This window comes from Achromobacter denitrificans NBRC 15125, assembly GCF_001571365.1.
Taxonomy (GTDB): Bacteria; Pseudomonadota; Gammaproteobacteria; order Burkholderiales; family Burkholderiaceae_B; genus Achromobacter; species Achromobacter denitrificans.
In genome coordinates, this window is sequence record NZ_BCTQ01000059.1 from 13,128 (window position 1) to 28,173 (window position 15,046).

The following is a 15,046-nucleotide window of genomic DNA, read 5'->3' on the forward strand; positions in this document are numbered from 1 at the left end:
GCGCGGGCGGCGTCAGCTGCCGCCGGAGACGTCGATGAACGAACCGCTGGTGTAGCCCGCCTCGTCCGAGAACAGCCACATCACGGCGCCCGCGACTTCCTCCACGGTGCCGCCGCGGCGCAGCGGTATGGCGCCTTTCAGCCGGTCCACGCGGCCCGGCTCGCCGCCGCTGGCGTGCATGTCGGTGTAGATGGTGCCGGGGCGCACGCCGTTGACGCGTATGCCCTCCGGCGCCACTTCCTTGGACAGGCCGATGGTCATCGTGTCCATCGCGCCCTTGGAGGCGGCGTAATCCACGTACTCGTTGGGCGAGCCCAGGCGCGCGGCGGCCGAGGACACGTTGACGATGGCGCCGCCCTGGCCGCCATGGCGCGTCGACATCCGGCGCACGGCTTCGCGGGCGCACAGGAACGCGCCGACCACGTTGGTGGCCAGGATGCGCTGCAGGCGCTCGGCGGTCATGCTGTCGACGCGCATCTGCTTGTCCAGGATGCCCGCGTTGTTCACCAGCGCGTCGATGCGGCCCAGCTCTTCGTCCAGCGCGCGGAACATGCGCACCACCTGCGCCTCCTGGGAGACGTCGGCCTGCAGCGCGATGGCGCGCCCGCCTGCGCCGCGGATCTCGTCGACCACCGCCTGCGCGGCGTCGGCCCGGGCGTGATAATTGACGGCCACCGCGTAGCCGCGGCGGGCGGCCAGCCTGGCGATGGCGGCGCCGATGCCGCGGCTGCCGCCGGTGACGAGCATGACTTTGGACATGGCGTTTCCCTGGTCGGATTGCAGGAACGGCGGGCCCGCGCTGCGGGGGCGCCGGATTACGGCTTCATTTGTACCAGCACGAATTCGTTGCCGTACAGGTCGATGAAATGGGCGTACACGGTGGCGGCCTCGTGCACGGGTTCGCGGGTGAAGCGCACGCCCCGGGCGGCGAAGCGGGCGTGGTCGCGCACCACGTCGTCGGTATGGAATACGCCTACCGGCTGGCCGCCGGTCTGGTCGCCGACGCGGTCGCGCTGCGCCTGGGTGAGCGCCTGCAGCAGCCAGACGCCCACCGAGGGTTGTTCGGGCAGGCGCAGGTGCACATAGCGTTGCGGGCCCACGGGCAGATCCGCGTAGACCTCCATCTCCAGTTTGTCGCGGTAGAAGGCGATGGCGGTGTCGTAATCGTTCACGAGCAGGACGAGACGGCCCAGCGAATGCATGTCAGGTTTCTCTTTCAGAGGTTGAGCTTGCGGCTATGCTAACCCGTAAGACGGGGCCCATCCGTCATTCGGCCTCCCGCAGCAGGCGCAGGCCCACCAGCGGGTAGCGGGTTTCCTGCGTATTCCAGTTGCGGAACGAGGCCCGCGTGTACAGCGCCCAGGTGTGCCAGGAGCCGCCCCGCCGCACGCGCACGTTGCCGCTGGCCGGCCCTTGAGGGTCGTCCACGGGCGAATGCGCGTAGTAATCCTCGCCGTACCAGTCCGACACCCATTCCCACGCGTTGCCGTGCATGTCGTACAGGCCGAAGGCGTTGGGCGCGTAGCTGGCGACCGGCGCGGTGAAGGCATGGCCGTCGCCGCGCGGCGAGGCGAAAGCGGCCCAGCGGGTCCAGAACGGGGCGGCCTGAGCGTCGAAGCCGTTGCCCGCGTCCGGCATGCCCGCGGGGTCGTCGCCGTTCTGGTAGCGGGTGCGCGTGCCGGCGCGGCAGGCGTACTCCCATTCGGCCTCCGTGGGCAGGCGGTAGACCTTGCCTTCGCGCTGGGTGAGCCAGCGCGCCAGCGCGGCGGCGTCGTTCCAGCTGATGTTCACGACGGGGTGGTCGTCGCCTTGGGCGAAGCCCGGGTTGCGCCACGAGTAGCGGCGGTCGCGCCCTTCGAAGGCGTCGCCGCTCTCGGATTTCTCGGGGTCGTATTGCGCGTTGTAGCCGTAGCCTCCGGTTCCGTCGGCCTCGGATTCGGGCACGTAGCCGGAGGCTTCGATGAAGCGGCGGAACTGCCCCACGGTGACTTCGGTGCGCTCCAGGTAGAACGGGCGGGTGATGCGGACGGTGTGCACCGGCGCCTCGTCGGCCAGTTGGGCGTAGCGGTCGGGCGGGTACTGGGGGTAGGCGCGGGCCAGCGACTCGGGCGATTCGTCGCTGCCCATCTGGAACGTGCCGGCGGGGATGAGCAGGAACGTCATCCCCAGGGAATTCTCGATCCGGGCCGGGGGCGGTTCGGCGGACCAGGACGGGGCCGCGATCAGGAGGGACAGCAAGGCCTGCAGGGAGCGTGTACGCATGGGAGTCCGGGGCGCGGGGCGGGGAGGTGCGCAATGGTAGAGCCGGCGCGGCGGGCCGGCCAGTGGCGGACAACCCTCATGCCCGGCGGGCCCGTCAGCCGGCCTTGCGGATGGTGAAGTTGATGCGCGCGCTGCCTAGGCGGGGATGCGGCAGGTCCTTCAAGGGCAGCACGCCGTGGTAGCGCAGCCGGTCCGCGCCGCCCCAGACCACCACGTCGCCATGGAAGAGCGGGGTGCGCGAGGCCCGGTCGCCGCGCGCGTCGCCGCCGAACAGGAAGACGGCGGGCATGCCCAGCGACACCGACACGATGGGCGCGCTGTAGTCGCGCTCGTTGCGATCCTGGTGCAGCGACAGCCGCGATCCCGGCGCGTACCGGTTCACCAGGCAGGCGTCCGGCGCGAAGCCGGGAAAGCCGGCCTCGTCCGCGGCGGCCCGCGCCAGTTCGACGAAGGCGTCGGGCATGTCGGGCCACGGCTGGCCGGACAGCGGGTCCTGGCGGGTATAGCGGTAGCCGCGGGCGTCGCTGGTCCAGCCCAGGGCGCCGCAGTTGGTCAGCGCCACCGACATGGTGTAGCCGCCAGGCGTTTCCATGTGGCGAAAGGGCGAGCGCGCCGTCACGGCGTCGACCCCGGCGAGCAGCGCCTCGACCCGCGGCAGGGCGAAGCCGCGCAGCACCACCGACTGCGGGCCGAGCGCGACGCGGCCGGCCTGCGCGGGGGCGTCGTCGCCGAAGAGGTCCAGGTTCGAGGCCATGTCCGGCCGCCTACAGCAGCGGCTCCAGGGGCAGCAGCGATACGAACCACAGCGACATGCGCTGCCACAGGGTGGTGCCGGGCTCGGTGTCGTGGCGGATGGTCTGGTCGCCGCGCTGTTCCAGCCAATAAAGCCGGCCCTTGTCGTCCAGGCAGACGCGGTAGGCGGCGGTGGGGATCTCGCGGTCGAAGGCCTCGGCGATGCGGCCGGCCAGCGTGGGGCTGTCGATGACGAAGCCCAGTTCGGTGTTCAGCCTGGCCGAGCGGGGATCGAAATTGAACGAGCCCACGAAGATCCGCCGCCCGTCGACGGCGAAGGTCTTGGCGTGCAGGCTGGAGCCGGAACTGCCGAAGGGGCCCATGCTCTTGTTGCGCTCGACCTCGGCGGACATGCGCTTCATTTCGAAGAGTTCGACGCCGCTGGCCAGCAGGTCCTTGCGGCGCTTGGCGTAGCCGGAATGCACCACCGCGACGTCCGTGGCTTCCAGCGCGTTGGTCAGCACCTTGACCTTGACGCCGCTTTGCGCCATCTGCGCGAAGGCCTGGGTGCCGCTGGCCGTGGGCACGAAGTAGGGCGACACCAGTTCCAGGTCCGTGGCGGGCGTGCCCACGATCTCGTGCAGCTGGTGCGGCAGCATCGCCTCGGGCGGCGCGGTGCCGAGCGTCTTGCGCGGATCGTCGCTCACCATGCGCGTGTCGGCCCATTCCAGCGTCAGCTCGCCCTGCAGCAGTTGCCGGATGAAGGGCAGCTTGCGCATGGCGGCGGCATAGGCCGCCGCCTCGGGCGAACGTTCCACCTGCGTGGCCGCCTGTGCCAGCGCTTCGAGGCGGCCGGGCGCGGGCTGCTTCAGCAGGCGGTCCACGGGGTAGGCGGAGTCGCTGGCCCAGTAGCGGTCGAAATCGGTGGACACGTCGTTGACGGCGGCGCCGATGGCCAGCACGTCCAGGTCGGTGAAGAGCACGCCGCTGGCCGCCCCGAAATACTCGTCGCCGACGTTGCGGCCGCCGATGATGGTGGCCTGGTTGTCGGCGGTGAAGGACTTGTTGTGCATGCGGCGGTTCAGCCGGCTGAAGTCAGTGACGTAGCCCAGCGGCTTGGGCCAGCGCAGCACGAAGGGGTTGTACAGCCGGACCTCGATATTGGGGTGCGCGTCCAGCGCGGACAGCTCGTCGTCCAGCCCCGAGGTGCCGTTGTCGTCCAGCAGCAGCCGCACCCGCACGCCGCGCTCGGCGGCTTCGTGCAGGGCTTCCAGCAGCATGGTGCCCGTCATGTCCTTGTGCCAGATGTAGTACTGCACGTCCAGGCTGCTGTGGGCCGCGCGCGCCAGCATCATGCGCGCGGCGAACGCATCGTAGGCGTCGGGCAGCGGGTGGATGCCGGACTTGCCGGGATGGGCGGCCGCCATCGGCGCGATGGCCCGGCCCAGCGGGGTGGCTTGCGACGCCTCGGGCGTGAGGGCGCGCGATTCGCTGCGTTTGTCCAGGGTGGGCAAGCCGCAGCCGCTCAGGAAGCTCAGGCAGAGGGCGGTCATGATCAGGGGTTTGGCCAATTGCATGACCCGTATTGTGCCGAAATCGCGGCTCGGGCCGGGGGAGAAACTTGACGGTTTTCCGTATTTGAGAGAAATTCTCTTATATGGAAAAAACAAACCCCGCCGATGCCGGCCTGGACCGGCGCATCGCCGACCGGCTCAAGGCCCTGCGCCAGGAGCGCGGCTGGTCCCTGGACGAACTCGCGAGCCGCGCCGGCGTCAGCCGCGCCACGCTGTCGCGGCTGGAGAACGCCGAGGTCAGCGCCACCGCCAGCGTGCTCGGCAAGCTGTGCGCCGCCTATGGCTTGACCATGTCGCGCCTGATGCGCATGGTCGAGGACGAATTCTTGCCGCTGGTGCCCCAGCAGGCGCAGGCCGTATGGGTGGACGACAGCGCGGGTTTTCGCCGCCGCTCGGTGTCGCCGCCGGCGCAGCAGCTGGCGGGCGAGGTGCTGGCCTGCGAACTGGATGCCGGCGCGCGCATTGCCTATGAGCGCTCGCCGCGGCCGGGCCTGGAGCACCACCTGCTGATGCTGGAAGGCGAACTGGCCATCGCCGTCGACGGCCAGGCCTACCGCCTCGGCCCGGGCGATTGCCTGCGCTACCAGCTGTCCGGCGCCAGCGAATTCTCCACCCCGCCGCACAGCGGCGCCCGCTACCTGCTTTTCATCGTCTGAGCCCGCCATGCCCGAATCGAATCTTGAATTGACGCTGTTGTCGGCGGACGCCGCCGAGGCTTTGCTGGCGGAGCTGGCCGGCCTGCTGCACGCCTGCGTGGAGGGCGGCGCCAGCGTCAGCTTCGTCCTGCCGTACTCGCCGGAGGACGCGCGCGCGTTCTGGCAGGCCAAGGTATTGCCGGCCATTGCCGACGGCACGCTGGCGCTCTGGGTGGCCCGCCAGGACGGGCGGGTCGCCGGGTCGGTGCAGCTGGATTGCGATACGCCGCCCAATCAGCCGCACCGCGCCGAAGTGCGCAAGCTGCTGGTGCATCCCGATTTCCGCCGCCGCGGCATCGCCCGCGCGCTGCTGCGCGAAGCCGAGGCGCTCGCGGTCCGCCGGGGGCGCAGCCTGATCACGCTGGACACGCGCACGGGAGACAGCGCGGAGCCGCTGTACGCGTCGATGGGTTACCGGACGGTGGGCGTGATCCCGGGGTTCAGCCGCGATCCGCGCGACGCGGGCAGGCTGGACGGCACGACGATCATGTACAAGCCGCTGTGACCGGCCAGGGGGGCGGTCAGGCCAGGGGCTTGATGCCCACGCTGTAGGGAGGGGCGTTGCCGCGCGCGGCGGCCTTGATCTTCAGCATCGAGCCGCCGGGGGTGAACTCGAATTCCTGGTAGGGCACTTCGAACCATTGGTGGAAGCTGGTGCGCGAGAATTCCGGCACCCAGACCTTGGCGCGCTTCGGATCGCAGTGGAATTCCACGAGCGTGCGGTCGATGCCCAGCGGCCGGGTGTTGCCGATGCGGTAGCTGACTTTCAGCTCGGCGCGTTCGGTCGCGCCGGGGCGCCAGCTCAGGCCGATGGATTCCATGAAATGTTCGATCGCCTCAATGCCGCGATACATAGCTGACTCCGGATGCGGACGGACGCCGGGCGCCCGCCAAGAAAAACGTCCCTGCCAACGTCGTGGCGGGAAAACAGACGGATTATCCGTCATTCCCGGCCCGGCTGCCCGGCGGGAAGCCGCGCGTCGGCGCCCTGCCTGCCGTCCCGCGGCTTGCATCCTCTCAATCGCCGCCATTGAGTAAAGCAAATGGACGCGCCGCGCCATGGCCCGCACCATGGCGGCTAGGTCCTCTATAAGACCGGCGGCATCCGCGCCGGTCCGGACGCCATATTCAAGGAGTCGTCATGGCGAATTTCATACTTGCATTGGTCAACGCGGAACTCTCCCTCTTCGGCGTCGCGACGCCGGCCGAGCCGGTCTCCGAACCCGCCGAGGCGGACGCGGGAACCGCGCCGCGCTTCGACAGCGAGCACTACCGCAGCGCCCTGGGCTGAGGGCGCGCCGGATCGCAACGGCGCAGGAATAGGCAGATTTCACGCAAGAACGAGCCTGTACGCCCGGGCTCGCGATTCTTACCATCCCTACACGGAATCGGAGACCGCCGCGCAGTCGGCGGCGGCCCCGGTCCGCCAGACATGCCGGCATGCGGCCGGCATGGCAAGCAAGGGAAGGGAATCGCATGAATACCGAGAAAATCTGGTTGGTGACGGGCGCGTCGGCGGGGCTGGGCCTGATCCTGGTGAAACTGCTGCTGGCGCAGGGGCACAAGGTGGCCGCGACGTCCCGCGATGGCGATGCGCTGCTGGACGCCGTGGGCGCCAAGCTGGAAGGCAGTTTCCTGCCGCTGACGGCGGACCTGGCCGACGAGCGCCAGGCCCGGCGCGCGGTGGATGCCGCGGTCACCGCTTTCGGCGGGCTGGACGTGGTGGTCAACAACGAGGGCCATGGCCTGCGAGGCGCGCTGCACAGCCTGTCGGATGATGCGCTGCGCGGCCATTTCGACGTGAATGTGTTCGGCATGCTGAACGTGCTTCGCGCCGCCTTGCCGCGCCTGCGCGCGCAGCGCGGCGGACACGTGTTCAATATTTCGTCCATCCTGGGATTCGACGGCGGCTGCGAAGAATGGGGCGCCTACAGCGCCACCAAGTTCGCCGTCAGCGGCCTGACCGAGGCCCTGGCGGCGGAGGCGGCGGCGGATGGCATCCGCGTGTCGCTGGTGTATCCGGGCGCGATGCGCGCGACGGACGCGCCGGAAACCGCGGCGCGCCTTGCGCAGGGCCGCGAGGCGGGCGACCCGGCCAAGATGGCGCAGGCGCTGATCAACGCCGCCCAGGCGCAATACGCGCCGCTGCACCTGTTCCTGGGGCGCGACGCGTTCGACCAGGCGCGCGCCAAGATCCATTCGGTGCAGCAGGAACTGGCGCGCTGGCGCGAGATGTCGGTGTCCATCGGTTTCGCCGACGAGCGGCGGCTGGCCGCCTAGCGCCGCCCGCGGGCGCCGGGCCGCGCTAGGCGGCGAGGCCGCGCGCGGCCTGGTATGCGCCCAGGATGGCCAGGCTGATCATGAAGCAGAGCTTGAACGTGCGCGCCGAGAGCCTCGCGCGCAACCACTGGCCCAGGGCCATGCCGGCCAGCGCGGGCAGCAGCATGAGAAGGGACGCGCCCGCGGCCCCGGGCGTGTAGCCGCCATTGAGCCAGAGCCCCGCGGCCAGCGCCACGGTGGAGACCGTGAACGAAATTCCCATGGCCTGTATCAGGCCGTCCTTGCCCAGGTTCAGCGCCTGCAGGTAGGGCACGGCGGGGATGACGAACACCCCGGTGGCCGCCGTGATCACGCCGGTGACGGCGCCGACCGCGGCGCCCAGCCAGCCCTCGTGCCGGGCGGGCATCCTTGGCGGCGAGCCGAACAGGCCCCAGGCGGCATAGGCCACCAGCGCCACGCCCAGGCAGACGCCGGCCCAGCGGCCGGAAGGCGCGCCCAGCGCCAGCGCGCCGGCGATCGTCCCGGCGCAGATGCCCGCCTGCATGCCGGCGATGCGGCGCAGGGTCGCGGGGAACGTCGGCCAGGGCCGCGCCTGCCACAGGTTGGTGATGAGCGAGGGCACGATGAGCAGGGCCGCGGCCTGGGCCGGCGCCATGATCAGCGCCAGCATGGCCATGGAAATGGTCGGCAGCCCCAGCCCGACCACGCCCTTCACCACCCCGGCAAGGATGAATACGCCGATGGTGGCGGCAAGCAGCGCGGGCGTGCCGCCCGGCAATGCGTCGAACGGATTCATGGCGCCTCGCACGGGGCGGTGTAGGCATCGCCTCGCGGGCGGCCGAACAGGGCGTAGGCCGTGTCGGCCGTTCCCCCGGCATCCTGGCGCGCCGCGCGCAGCAGCCACAGCCGCCCTTCGCACAGATCGGCGGCGAGGGCGGAACCGTAGAGCGCGGGGGCGCCGATCAGCGCCATGCCCAGCATGCGCTGGGCCGGCGCGTGGCCGCCGCGGGCCGAGGCGCGCAGCCATTGCGCCATGGCGGCATAGTCGCCGAGCGTCTGGGCTTCGAGCGCCAGCGCGTACTGCTGCGCCGGCGTGATCGGCGGGCCGAGTTCGTTTCCGGCTTCGGCCATGCCTGAGGCATGCAGTGTCAATGCCATCAGGGCCATTGCCGGCCATCGCGCCACGACGTGGCCTGTCTTCAGGATACTCATGATTTTCCCCGGGAAAATGGGCAGGAACCCATTGTGCGGCCCGGCGGTGCCGATCCGGGATCGGGAAGTTGCGTAGCCAGGCTATGGGAGAGCCTGAGGCTTGCGTGCTACGCTTTCCGCATGCGATTCGACCTCACCGACCTGCGGCTCTTCCTCAACGTGCAGGAAACGGGCTCCATCACGGCCGGCGCCCGGCGCTCCCACATGACGCTGGCCTCCGCCAGCGAACGCGTCCGCGGCATGGAGGACGCGCTGGGCGTGCCGCTGCTGTTGCGCGGTCCGCGCGGCGTCGAGCCCACGCCGGCGGGCCGTACCCTGGCACACCACGCCCGCGTAGTGCTGGCGCAGATGGACCGCATGCGCGGCGAACTGGACCACTACGGACAGGGAATGAAGGGGCTGGTGCGGGTGCTGTGCAACACCACCGCGCTCAGCGAATACCTGCCGCCGGTGCTGGGCGCCTTTCTCAAGGACCATCCCCGCGTCTCCGTCGACCTGGAGGAACGCCTGAGCCATGAGATCGCCGACGCGCTGCGCGCGGGCGCCTGCGACATCGGCGTGCTGGCCGACTCCGCCGACCTGCACGGGCTGCGCACGACCCCGTTCCGGCACGATCCCCTGAGCCTCGTGGTGCCGGCGGACCACCCGCTGGCCGGGCAGTCCGCCGTCATGCTGGCGGACGTGGCGGACCAGGAGTTCGTGGGGCTGGTCGAAGGCAGCGCCTTGCAGGAGCACATCGCCCATCATGCGCGGCGCGACGGCAAGGTCTTGTCCTACCGCGTGCGGTTGCGCAGCTTCGACGCCGTGTGCAGGATGGTGGGGCAGGGGGTGGGCATCGGCATCGTGCCCCGCGTGGCCGCGGCGCGCTACGGGCGCGCGGCGGGCGTGCGGCGCGTGGTCCTGGCCGACGACTGGGCCGCGCGCGACCTGGTGCTGTGCGTGCGGGACACGCTTCCCGCCTATGCGGCCGAGCTGGTGGACTACGCCCTGCGCGATGCGCCCGTCCCGCGGGGCGCCGGGGCGAAGGCGCGCAATGATCGCGCCGGACCCCCAGGGCCCGTGCGAGGCTCCTTTTAGTGTTAACAGGCCCTAGACGCGGGCCGGTCCCGGCGTTAGCGTTGAACCCTCGTCCTTCCGCCCGCGGTTCCTCACGCGCCCGCCATGCCCGCCGATCCGTCCCTCGTCGCCCCGCCCCATGCCCCCGATCCGCTGGTCTGCAACGGCGCGGCGTTGCGCAAGGCCACCCGGCGGGTGTCGCAGCTGTATGACGCGGTGCTGGCGCCTTGCGGCCTGAAGGTGTCGCAGCACTCGATCCTGATGCACATCGCGCGGGCCGGCACGCCGTCGATGACGGACCTGGCGCGGGCGATGGTGCTGGATCGGTCCGCGCTGGCCCACAATCTCAAGCCGCTGGAGCGCGACGGCTATGTGCAGACTTCGCGCGACCCGTTGGACGGCCGCAGCCGCCGCGTGGCGCTGACCGACGCGGGGCGCGCCAAGCTGGCGGAATCCCGGCGCCTGTGGCGCGAGGCGCAGCGCCGCTTCGAGTCGGCCTATGGCGCCGACCGCGCCACCGCCCTGCGGCGCTCGCTGGCCGAGATTTTCTCCGAGGAGTTCGCGCTGGCCTTCAGCCGCGGCTAGCGGCGGGCGCGGGCCGTTCCCAGGATCGCGACGGCGCCCAGCACGCAAGCCATGCCGTACAGTTGCTGCGCGGCCAGGGACTCGCCCAGCAGGCCGGCGGCCAGCGCCACCGCCGACACCGGAGCCAGCGCGGTGAAGAGCGCGGCTTCCGCGCCCCGCACCCGGGCCGAGCCCGCATACCAGAGCACGAAGCCGCCCACCGTGGGCACCAGCGCGTAATAGGCCGTCGCCGCCAGGGCGGGGACGGACAGGGACAGCGTCCAGGGCGCCTCGGCGAGGCTGGCCAGGGCCGAAAAGGCGAGGCCGAAAGCGGCCATGACGGCCGAGAGCGCCAGCGGCGCCACCGGCATGCGCAACCGCTTGTTGAGCAGGATGAACAACCCCTCGCACAGCACCGCGCCCAGGATCAGCGCATTGCCCGCGAGCGACGAGTCGCCGCCGCCGGCGGCATGGCGCGTCATGAGCCAGACGCCGAAGCCCGCCGCGGCGATGGCGGCCAGCGTGGCCTTGCCCGGCCGCTCGCCCAGCAGCAGGATGGCGATCGCTGCCGAGACCAGGGGCAGGGTGCCCAGGATGATGCCGCCGTCCACCGCGGAGGCGCGCTGCAGGCCCGCGATCAGCAGCGCGGTGTAGCCCACGCTGCCGGCGATGGCCTGCGCCGCCAGCAGCAGCCAATCGCGGCGGTCCAGCCGCGGCAGCCGCGCGCCGGTCAGCGCCATCAGCAGGCCGAAGCACGGCAGCGCCACGGCGAATCGCAGGGCGGTCGCGGTGAAGGGCGGCAGGCCCGTTCCGATGATCTTGCTGGCGACCACGGTGCTGCCCACCAGCACCATGGCGGCCGCGAGGTAGAAATAGCCTTGAGTCCGGCTGTTCATGGCCCGTCCGCATCCTTCGTCGAGAAAAGCCGCAGCGTAGGCCGCGGCGCGCGGCGGGGTCTTGAACGAAATTGCGGGGATCAGCCGGCGGCCTGGGCGTAGCGCCCCGGCGAGAGGCCGTAGGCGCGAACGAACAGCCGCGTCATGTGGCTCTGGTCGGCGAAGCCGCCGGCGGCCGCGGCCTCGGCCAGCGCCGTTCCGCCCCGGATCAGGCTGCGCGCCAGCAACAGCCGGCGCTGCACCTGGTAGGCGTGCGGCGTCAGGCCGGTGGCCCGGGTGAAGGCGCGCAGCACTTGATAGCGGCTCAGGCCGCTGGCCGCGGCCAGGTCGGCCAGCGACAGCGCGGCGGCCGGATCGTCGTCGATCAGGCCGCGGGCATGGCGGATGGCGTCGGGGACGGCGCGGGGCGCGCGCCGGCCGGCATCGGGGAGGGGCGCGCCGGCCCGGGCCAGTATGCGCAGCAGCAGGGCGTCGCAGGCCAGCGGCGCGGCGCCGGCCGTCGCCTGCGCGTAGAGCGCCAGCACGTCGCGGGCCAGCGCGGGATGGTCCTGGGCGGGGTGTTCGAATTCATAGGCGCGCCCGCCGGCTCGGAGCGCGTCGGCGGCGTCGGCCACCACTTCCGGATCGAGGTACAGCATCTGCCAGGCGCGCACGCCGTCGCCCAGCGGGGCGCCGTCGTGCACTTCGCCGGGATTGACCGTGATGACGTGGCCGGGGCCGGCCTGGACCTGCCCGCGGCCGCTGTGCGATACCTGGGCGCCCTGGCGGATGACGCCGATGCCGAACTGCTCGTGCGTGTGCCGCGCGAAGGCGTGCCGGCTGTGCGCGGCAACGGCCTGCACGCCGGCGAGCGCGCTGCGGTGCATGACGAACTGGCCTGGGCTCATGGGGAAGGCGCGGAAGAGGGCTTGCGGGCAGTATCGCCCGCGCGGCCCCGCGCGATCAAGCTGGGGCCTGTTAACAGGCCCTAGTGCAGCCCGTTCCAGCGGGCCACGGCGGGTTCCGCCGCCGCCCATTTCCACTGGCCGCCGGGCTGGCGGCAGATCAGGCTGGCATAGGCGGGCGCGGGCGCGTCCTCCTGCTCCACCGTGAACAGCACTTCCCGGCAGCGGGTCAGCGGCGTATCGATGTCGCGCACCACCTGGATGCCGCCGCGTTCGTTGCCCACCGGCAGCGCGTGGCGGATCTGCCATTGCCGGACCTGGCCGATGGGCAGTTCGCCCGCGGCATTGGCCATGACATTCTGCTGGTCGTTCTTCCATTCGCGCAGGACGTACTTCACGCTGGCGTCGACCGCCGCCTGAACCGTGACGCCGATGGCGTAGCCGGCCACCGGATTGGCCGTGGCGGCGCCGCTGACGGTGCCGACCACGGCGCCGGTCGCGCCGCCGATGGAGGAACTCTGGCATCCGGCCAGTCCCAGGCTGGCGGCCGCCGCCAGCAAACAGGCTGCGCGCATCACTGCAGGGAACCCCAGCGCGCGGTCGCCGGTTCGGCGCTGGCCCAGCGCCACTGCGCGCCGTCCCGGCAGACGGTGGTGACGTAGAACTCGCGCGCCGGCGGCGCGCCGGCCTTGTCGGCGGGGGTGTCGATGGAGAACACCACTTCCTTGCACTCCAGGTCCACGCCGCCGATCAGCCGGCTGACCGTGACCTGGCCTTGCGCGTCGCTCTCGATGGGGAGCTGGTGCTCGACCCGCCAGCTGGCGACTTTGCCTACCGCCAGCGGGCCGGCGGCCATGGCGATCGCATCCTGTTCTTCGCCGCGGGTCTTGCGTTGCGCGTAAGCCAGGGCGGCCTTCGCGCCGGCCTGCACGCCCAGGCCGATGCCGGTGGCCACCGTGGCGTTGTCCGTGACTTTGTTGGCGATGGCGGTGCCGGCGATACCGGCGGCGGCGCCGGTGCCTTCGCTCAGCAGCGAACTGCAGCCCGACAGCGCCCCCAGCGCGGCCAGGCCGGCAAGGGCTGTCGCGCCCCGGACGATCGCGCCGCGGCCGGCGGCGATAGGCGGAAATATGAACGACAAGCTGCTTGCCCTCCTGCGTGATGCTTGGCGCGGCAAGTATAGGAGGGCGGAAGGCCGCGCCGGTAGCGGATTTGCATTTGTTGGCAATTTTCCGCCGGCCGGCTAGCCCGGCGCGCGCGCGCCCTTGGTGTAGACCTCGCGCAGCGCGGCGGCGAACAGCGCGTCGACGTTGCGGCGCAGGCCGTCGGAGCGCGTGAACAGCGAGATCGGCGGCAGGGTCCAGTCGAACGAGTACGGCACGATGGCCGCGCCGGCGATGCGCACCAGCTCGTCGGCGATGTCGGCGGGCAGGATGGTGACCGCGCGGTCGCTGGCGACGATCATTTCGCCGATCAGCTTGGACGAGTCGCTCTGCACCGAAGGGGGCGGGGGCGCCAGCCCGGCGCGCAGGAAGATGTCGGCCACCTGTTCGCGGATCGGGCTGCCCGGCGTGCCGAGGATCCAGTCCAGGTCGGCCAGCCGGTTCCATTCCAGCCGCGACCGGCCCAGCCGGGCGGCCAGCCGGCGGCTGGCGATCAGCCGCGGCTGCTGGCGGTACAGCACCTCGAAGGCGATGTTCGTCATGTCCACCGAGGGCGTGGCCCAGCCGACCACCATGTCCAGGGTGTGGTCGCGCAGCTGGCGCAGCAGGGCCGGGCCCTGGCCTTCATGGATGGTCGCCGTGATCTGGCGGCCCTGGGGCAAGGTGCGGCTGATGGCGGACGACAGCATCTGGCCCGACACGAAGGGGATGACGCCGATATGCAGGTGGGCCGCGTGGCCGGCGGCCACGGCCTCCATTTCCTGGACCAGGTGCCCCAGGTCGTGCACCAGGGCGCGGGCGCGGGCCAGCACCACGGCGCCCAGCGGCGTCGGGGTCATGCCCCGGACGGAACGGTCGAACAGCGGCACGCCGAACATGTTTTCCAGTTCGGCCAGGGCATTGGTGACCGCCGGCTGGCTGGTGGCCATGTGCTCGGCCACCCGGGTCAGGGACCCGTGCTGCTCGATCTGCAGCAGCAGCATCAGGTGGCGCATCTTCAGCCGGGAGGTCAGTTTCCGGACGACGAGGTCCGGATCGAAGGCGGTCATGGGTGATGCATAAGGTAAAGGTAATGGAACAATATTAAAACCGAATGATCTCCTTATGTCTTGGGGCCTAGAATTTTTCAGACATCAAGACAGGAGGCGCTGCCCCATGAATAACCAGTCGGACCGCCAGGCGGCATTGGACTATCACGAATACCCCACCCCGGGAAAGATCTCCGTCATGGCCTCCAAGCCGCTGGTCAACCAGCGCGACCTGGCCCTGGCGTATTCCCCCGGCGTGGCGGCGGCCTGTGAAGAAATCGTGGCCGATCCGGCCAATGTGTTCCGTTACACCGCCCGCGGCAATCTCGTGGGCGTGATCACCAACGGCACGGCGGTGCTGGGCCTGGGCAATATCGGCGCGCTGGCGTCGAAGCCGGTGATGGAAGGCAAGGCGGTGCTGTTCAAGAAGTTCGCCGGCCTGGACGTGTTCGACATCGAGATCAACGAGACCGACCCGGACAAGCTGGTCGAGATCATCGCCGGCCTGGAAGCCACTTTCGGCGGCATCAACCTCGAAGACATCAAGGCGCCTGAGTGCTTCATCGTCGAGCGCAAGCTGCGCGAGCGCATGAAGATTCCCGTCTTCCACGACGACCAGCACGGCACGGCCATTACGGTTTCGGCGGCCTTCATCAACGGCCTGAAGGTCGTGGGCAAGGACATCAAGAAGGTCAAGGTG

General features: G+C 70.8%; 19 protein-coding genes and 1 pseudogene. 7 read left to right on the plus strand and 13 right to left on the minus strand.

The window, feature by feature from the left end; genetic code table 11:
- Positions 1-12: 12 nt before the first annotated feature.
- From ADE01S_RS28920 to ADE01S_RS28940, 5 genes are all read right to left on the minus strand, one after another.
- Positions 13-759: an SDR family oxidoreductase gene (locus ADE01S_RS28920; RefSeq protein WP_062685212.1), complete on the minus strand. Its 747-nt coding sequence runs from the start codon at positions 757-759 to the stop codon at positions 13-15.
- Between the two features lie 56 nt (positions 760-815).
- Positions 816-1,202: a VOC family protein gene (locus ADE01S_RS28925; protein ID WP_062685213.1), complete on the minus strand. Its 387-nt coding sequence runs from the start codon at positions 1,200-1,202 to the stop codon at positions 816-818.
- Positions 1,203-1,266: 64 nt separating this feature from the next.
- Positions 1,267-2,262, minus strand: coding sequence for a formylglycine-generating enzyme family protein (locus ADE01S_RS28930; RefSeq protein ID WP_062685214.1), 996 nt, complete (start codon positions 2,260-2,262; stop codon positions 1,267-1,269).
- Positions 2,263-2,356: 94 nt separating this feature from the next.
- A complete protein-coding gene (alkB, locus tag ADE01S_RS28935) occupies positions 2,357-3,016 on the minus strand; it encodes a DNA oxidative demethylase AlkB (protein WP_062685215.1) in 660 nt (219 codons plus the stop codon).
- 10 nt (positions 3,017-3,026) lie between these two features.
- Positions 3,027-4,571: a phospholipase D family protein gene (locus ADE01S_RS28940; RefSeq protein WP_062685216.1), complete on the minus strand. Its 1,545-nt coding sequence runs from the start codon at positions 4,569-4,571 to the stop codon at positions 3,027-3,029.
- 80 nt (positions 4,572-4,651) lie between these two features.
- Here ADE01S_RS28940 and ADE01S_RS28945 point away from each other — a divergent pair, with 80 nt between their 5' ends.
- Positions 4,652-5,224 carry a helix-turn-helix domain-containing protein gene (locus ADE01S_RS28945; protein ID WP_062685217.1) on the plus strand — a complete coding sequence of 191 codons (573 nt, stop codon included), beginning with the start codon at positions 4,652-4,654 and terminating at the stop codon, positions 5,222-5,224.
- Between the two features lie 7 nt (positions 5,225-5,231).
- Complete coding sequence (locus ADE01S_RS28950) at positions 5,232-5,768, plus strand: GNAT family N-acetyltransferase (protein WP_062685218.1); 537 nt, start codon at positions 5,232-5,234, stop codon at positions 5,766-5,768.
- Positions 5,769-5,784: 16 nt separating this feature from the next.
- Here ADE01S_RS28950 and ADE01S_RS28955 read toward each other — a convergent pair whose 3' ends face one another.
- On the minus strand, positions 5,785-6,117 hold the full coding sequence (locus ADE01S_RS28955; RefSeq protein WP_062685219.1) for a hypothetical protein: 333 nt from the start codon (positions 6,115-6,117) through the stop codon (positions 5,785-5,787).
- A 287-nt stretch (positions 6,118-6,404) separates the two neighbouring features.
- Between ADE01S_RS28955 and ADE01S_RS31875 the strand changes: the two genes are divergently transcribed.
- Complete coding sequence (locus ADE01S_RS31875; RefSeq protein ID WP_165695605.1) at positions 6,405-6,554, plus strand: hypothetical protein; 150 nt, start codon at positions 6,405-6,407, stop codon at positions 6,552-6,554.
- Positions 6,555-6,739: 185 nt separating this feature from the next.
- Positions 6,740-7,543: an SDR family NAD(P)-dependent oxidoreductase gene (locus ADE01S_RS28960; RefSeq protein ID WP_062685220.1), complete on the plus strand. Its 804-nt coding sequence runs from the start codon at positions 6,740-6,742 to the stop codon at positions 7,541-7,543.
- A gap of 25 nt (positions 7,544-7,568) precedes the next feature.
- Here the strand turns inward: ADE01S_RS28960 and ADE01S_RS28965 are convergent, their stop codons facing one another.
- Together ADE01S_RS28965 and ADE01S_RS28970 are read right to left on the minus strand one after the other, a co-directional pair.
- Positions 7,569-8,339, minus strand: coding sequence for a sulfite exporter TauE/SafE family protein (locus ADE01S_RS28965; protein WP_062685221.1), 771 nt, complete (start codon positions 8,337-8,339; stop codon positions 7,569-7,571).
- The gene (locus ADE01S_RS28970; protein WP_062685222.1) at positions 8,336-8,755 is read right to left on the minus strand and encodes a hypothetical protein; all 420 of its coding nucleotides are present in this window, start codon (positions 8,753-8,755) and stop codon (positions 8,336-8,338) included. The genes ADE01S_RS28965 and ADE01S_RS28970 overlap by 4 nt, the downstream gene beginning before the upstream one ends.
- A 120-nt stretch (positions 8,756-8,875) precedes the next feature.
- On the opposite strand from ADE01S_RS28970, the gene ADE01S_RS28975 reads away from it, so the two are divergent.
- The gene (locus ADE01S_RS28975; RefSeq protein ID WP_062685223.1) at positions 8,876-9,832 is read left to right on the plus strand and encodes a LysR family transcriptional regulator; all 957 of its coding nucleotides are present in this window, start codon (positions 8,876-8,878) and stop codon (positions 9,830-9,832) included.
- An 84-nt stretch (positions 9,833-9,916) separates the two neighbouring features.
- The gene (locus ADE01S_RS28980) at positions 9,917-10,396 is read left to right on the plus strand and encodes a MarR family winged helix-turn-helix transcriptional regulator (protein ID WP_062685224.1); all 480 of its coding nucleotides are present in this window, start codon (positions 9,917-9,919) and stop codon (positions 10,394-10,396) included.
- On the opposite strand, the gene ADE01S_RS28985 is transcribed toward ADE01S_RS28980, so the two are convergent.
- From ADE01S_RS28985 to ADE01S_RS29005, 5 genes are all read right to left on the minus strand, one after another.
- Positions 10,393-11,271 (minus strand): DMT family transporter, encoded by an 879-nt coding sequence (locus ADE01S_RS28985; RefSeq protein ID WP_062685225.1) that lies wholly within the window; start codon positions 11,269-11,271, stop codon positions 10,393-10,395. The genes ADE01S_RS28980 and ADE01S_RS28985 overlap by 4 nt on opposite strands.
- Before the next feature lie 80 nt (positions 11,272-11,351).
- Positions 11,352-12,158: an AraC family transcriptional regulator gene (locus ADE01S_RS28990; protein ID WP_062685226.1), complete on the minus strand. Its 807-nt coding sequence runs from the start codon at positions 12,156-12,158 to the stop codon at positions 11,352-11,354.
- An 80-nt stretch (positions 12,159-12,238) separates the two neighbouring features.
- Positions 12,239-12,730, minus strand: coding sequence for a hypothetical protein (locus tag ADE01S_RS28995; protein WP_062685227.1), 492 nt, complete (start codon positions 12,728-12,730; stop codon positions 12,239-12,241).
- On the minus strand, positions 12,730-13,287 hold the full coding sequence (locus ADE01S_RS29000; protein WP_075873559.1) for a hypothetical protein: 558 nt from the start codon (positions 13,285-13,287) through the stop codon (positions 12,730-12,732). The genes ADE01S_RS28995 and ADE01S_RS29000 overlap by 1 nt, the downstream gene beginning before the upstream one ends.
- Positions 13,288-13,398: 111 nt before the next feature.
- Positions 13,399-14,367, minus strand: coding sequence for a LysR substrate-binding domain-containing protein (locus ADE01S_RS29005; RefSeq protein ID WP_062685228.1), 969 nt, complete (start codon positions 14,365-14,367; stop codon positions 13,399-13,401).
- Between the two features lie 106 nt (positions 14,368-14,473).
- On the opposite strand from ADE01S_RS29005, the pseudogene ADE01S_RS29010 reads away from it, so the two are divergent.
- Positions 14,474-15,046, plus strand: a pseudogene (locus tag ADE01S_RS29010) (NADP-dependent malic enzyme); the annotation flags it as partial.

Excerpts from the sequence above, each read along its gene's own strand:
- ADE01S_RS28920 (WP_062685212.1), bottom strand. The coding sequence starts at position 759 with ATGTCCAAAGTCATGCTCGTCACCGGCGGCAGCCGCGGCATCGGCGCC.
- ADE01S_RS28925 (WP_062685213.1), bottom strand. The coding sequence starts at position 1,202 with ATGCATTCGCTGGGCCGTCTCGTCCTGCTCGTGAACGATTACGACACC.
- ADE01S_RS28930 (WP_062685214.1), bottom strand. The coding sequence starts at position 2,262 with ATGCGTACACGCTCCCTGCAGGCCTTGCTGTCCCTCCTGATCGCGGCC.
- alkB (WP_062685215.1), bottom strand. The coding sequence starts at position 3,016 with ATGGCCTCGAACCTGGACCTCTTCGGCGACGACGCCCCCGCGCAGGCC.
- ADE01S_RS28940 (WP_062685216.1), bottom strand. The coding sequence starts at position 4,571 with ATGCAATTGGCCAAACCCCTGATCATGACCGCCCTCTGCCTGAGCTTC.
- ADE01S_RS28945 (WP_062685217.1), top strand. The coding sequence starts at position 4,652 with ATGGAAAAAACAAACCCCGCCGATGCCGGCCTGGACCGGCGCATCGCC.
- ADE01S_RS28950 (WP_062685218.1), top strand. The coding sequence starts at position 5,232 with ATGCCCGAATCGAATCTTGAATTGACGCTGTTGTCGGCGGACGCCGCC.
- ADE01S_RS28955 (WP_062685219.1), bottom strand. The coding sequence starts at position 6,117 with ATGTATCGCGGCATTGAGGCGATCGAACATTTCATGGAATCCATCGGC.
- ADE01S_RS31875 (WP_165695605.1), top strand. The coding sequence starts at position 6,405 with ATGGCGAATTTCATACTTGCATTGGTCAACGCGGAACTCTCCCTCTTC.
- ADE01S_RS28960 (WP_062685220.1), top strand. The coding sequence starts at position 6,740 with ATGAATACCGAGAAAATCTGGTTGGTGACGGGCGCGTCGGCGGGGCTG.
- ADE01S_RS28965 (WP_062685221.1), bottom strand. The coding sequence starts at position 8,339 with ATGAATCCGTTCGACGCATTGCCGGGCGGCACGCCCGCGCTGCTTGCC.
- ADE01S_RS28970 (WP_062685222.1), bottom strand. The coding sequence starts at position 8,755 with ATGAGTATCCTGAAGACAGGCCACGTCGTGGCGCGATGGCCGGCAATG.
- ADE01S_RS28975 (WP_062685223.1), top strand. The coding sequence starts at position 8,876 with ATGCGATTCGACCTCACCGACCTGCGGCTCTTCCTCAACGTGCAGGAA.
- ADE01S_RS28980 (WP_062685224.1), top strand. The coding sequence starts at position 9,917 with ATGCCCGCCGATCCGTCCCTCGTCGCCCCGCCCCATGCCCCCGATCCG.
- ADE01S_RS28985 (WP_062685225.1), bottom strand. The coding sequence starts at position 11,271 with ATGAACAGCCGGACTCAAGGCTATTTCTACCTCGCGGCCGCCATGGTG.
- ADE01S_RS28990 (WP_062685226.1), bottom strand. The coding sequence starts at position 12,158 with ATGAGCCCAGGCCAGTTCGTCATGCACCGCAGCGCGCTCGCCGGCGTG.
- ADE01S_RS28995 (WP_062685227.1), bottom strand. The coding sequence starts at position 12,730 with ATGCGCGCAGCCTGTTTGCTGGCGGCGGCCGCCAGCCTGGGACTGGCC.
- ADE01S_RS29005 (WP_062685228.1), bottom strand. The coding sequence starts at position 14,367 with ATGACCGCCTTCGATCCGGACCTCGTCGTCCGGAAACTGACCTCCCGG.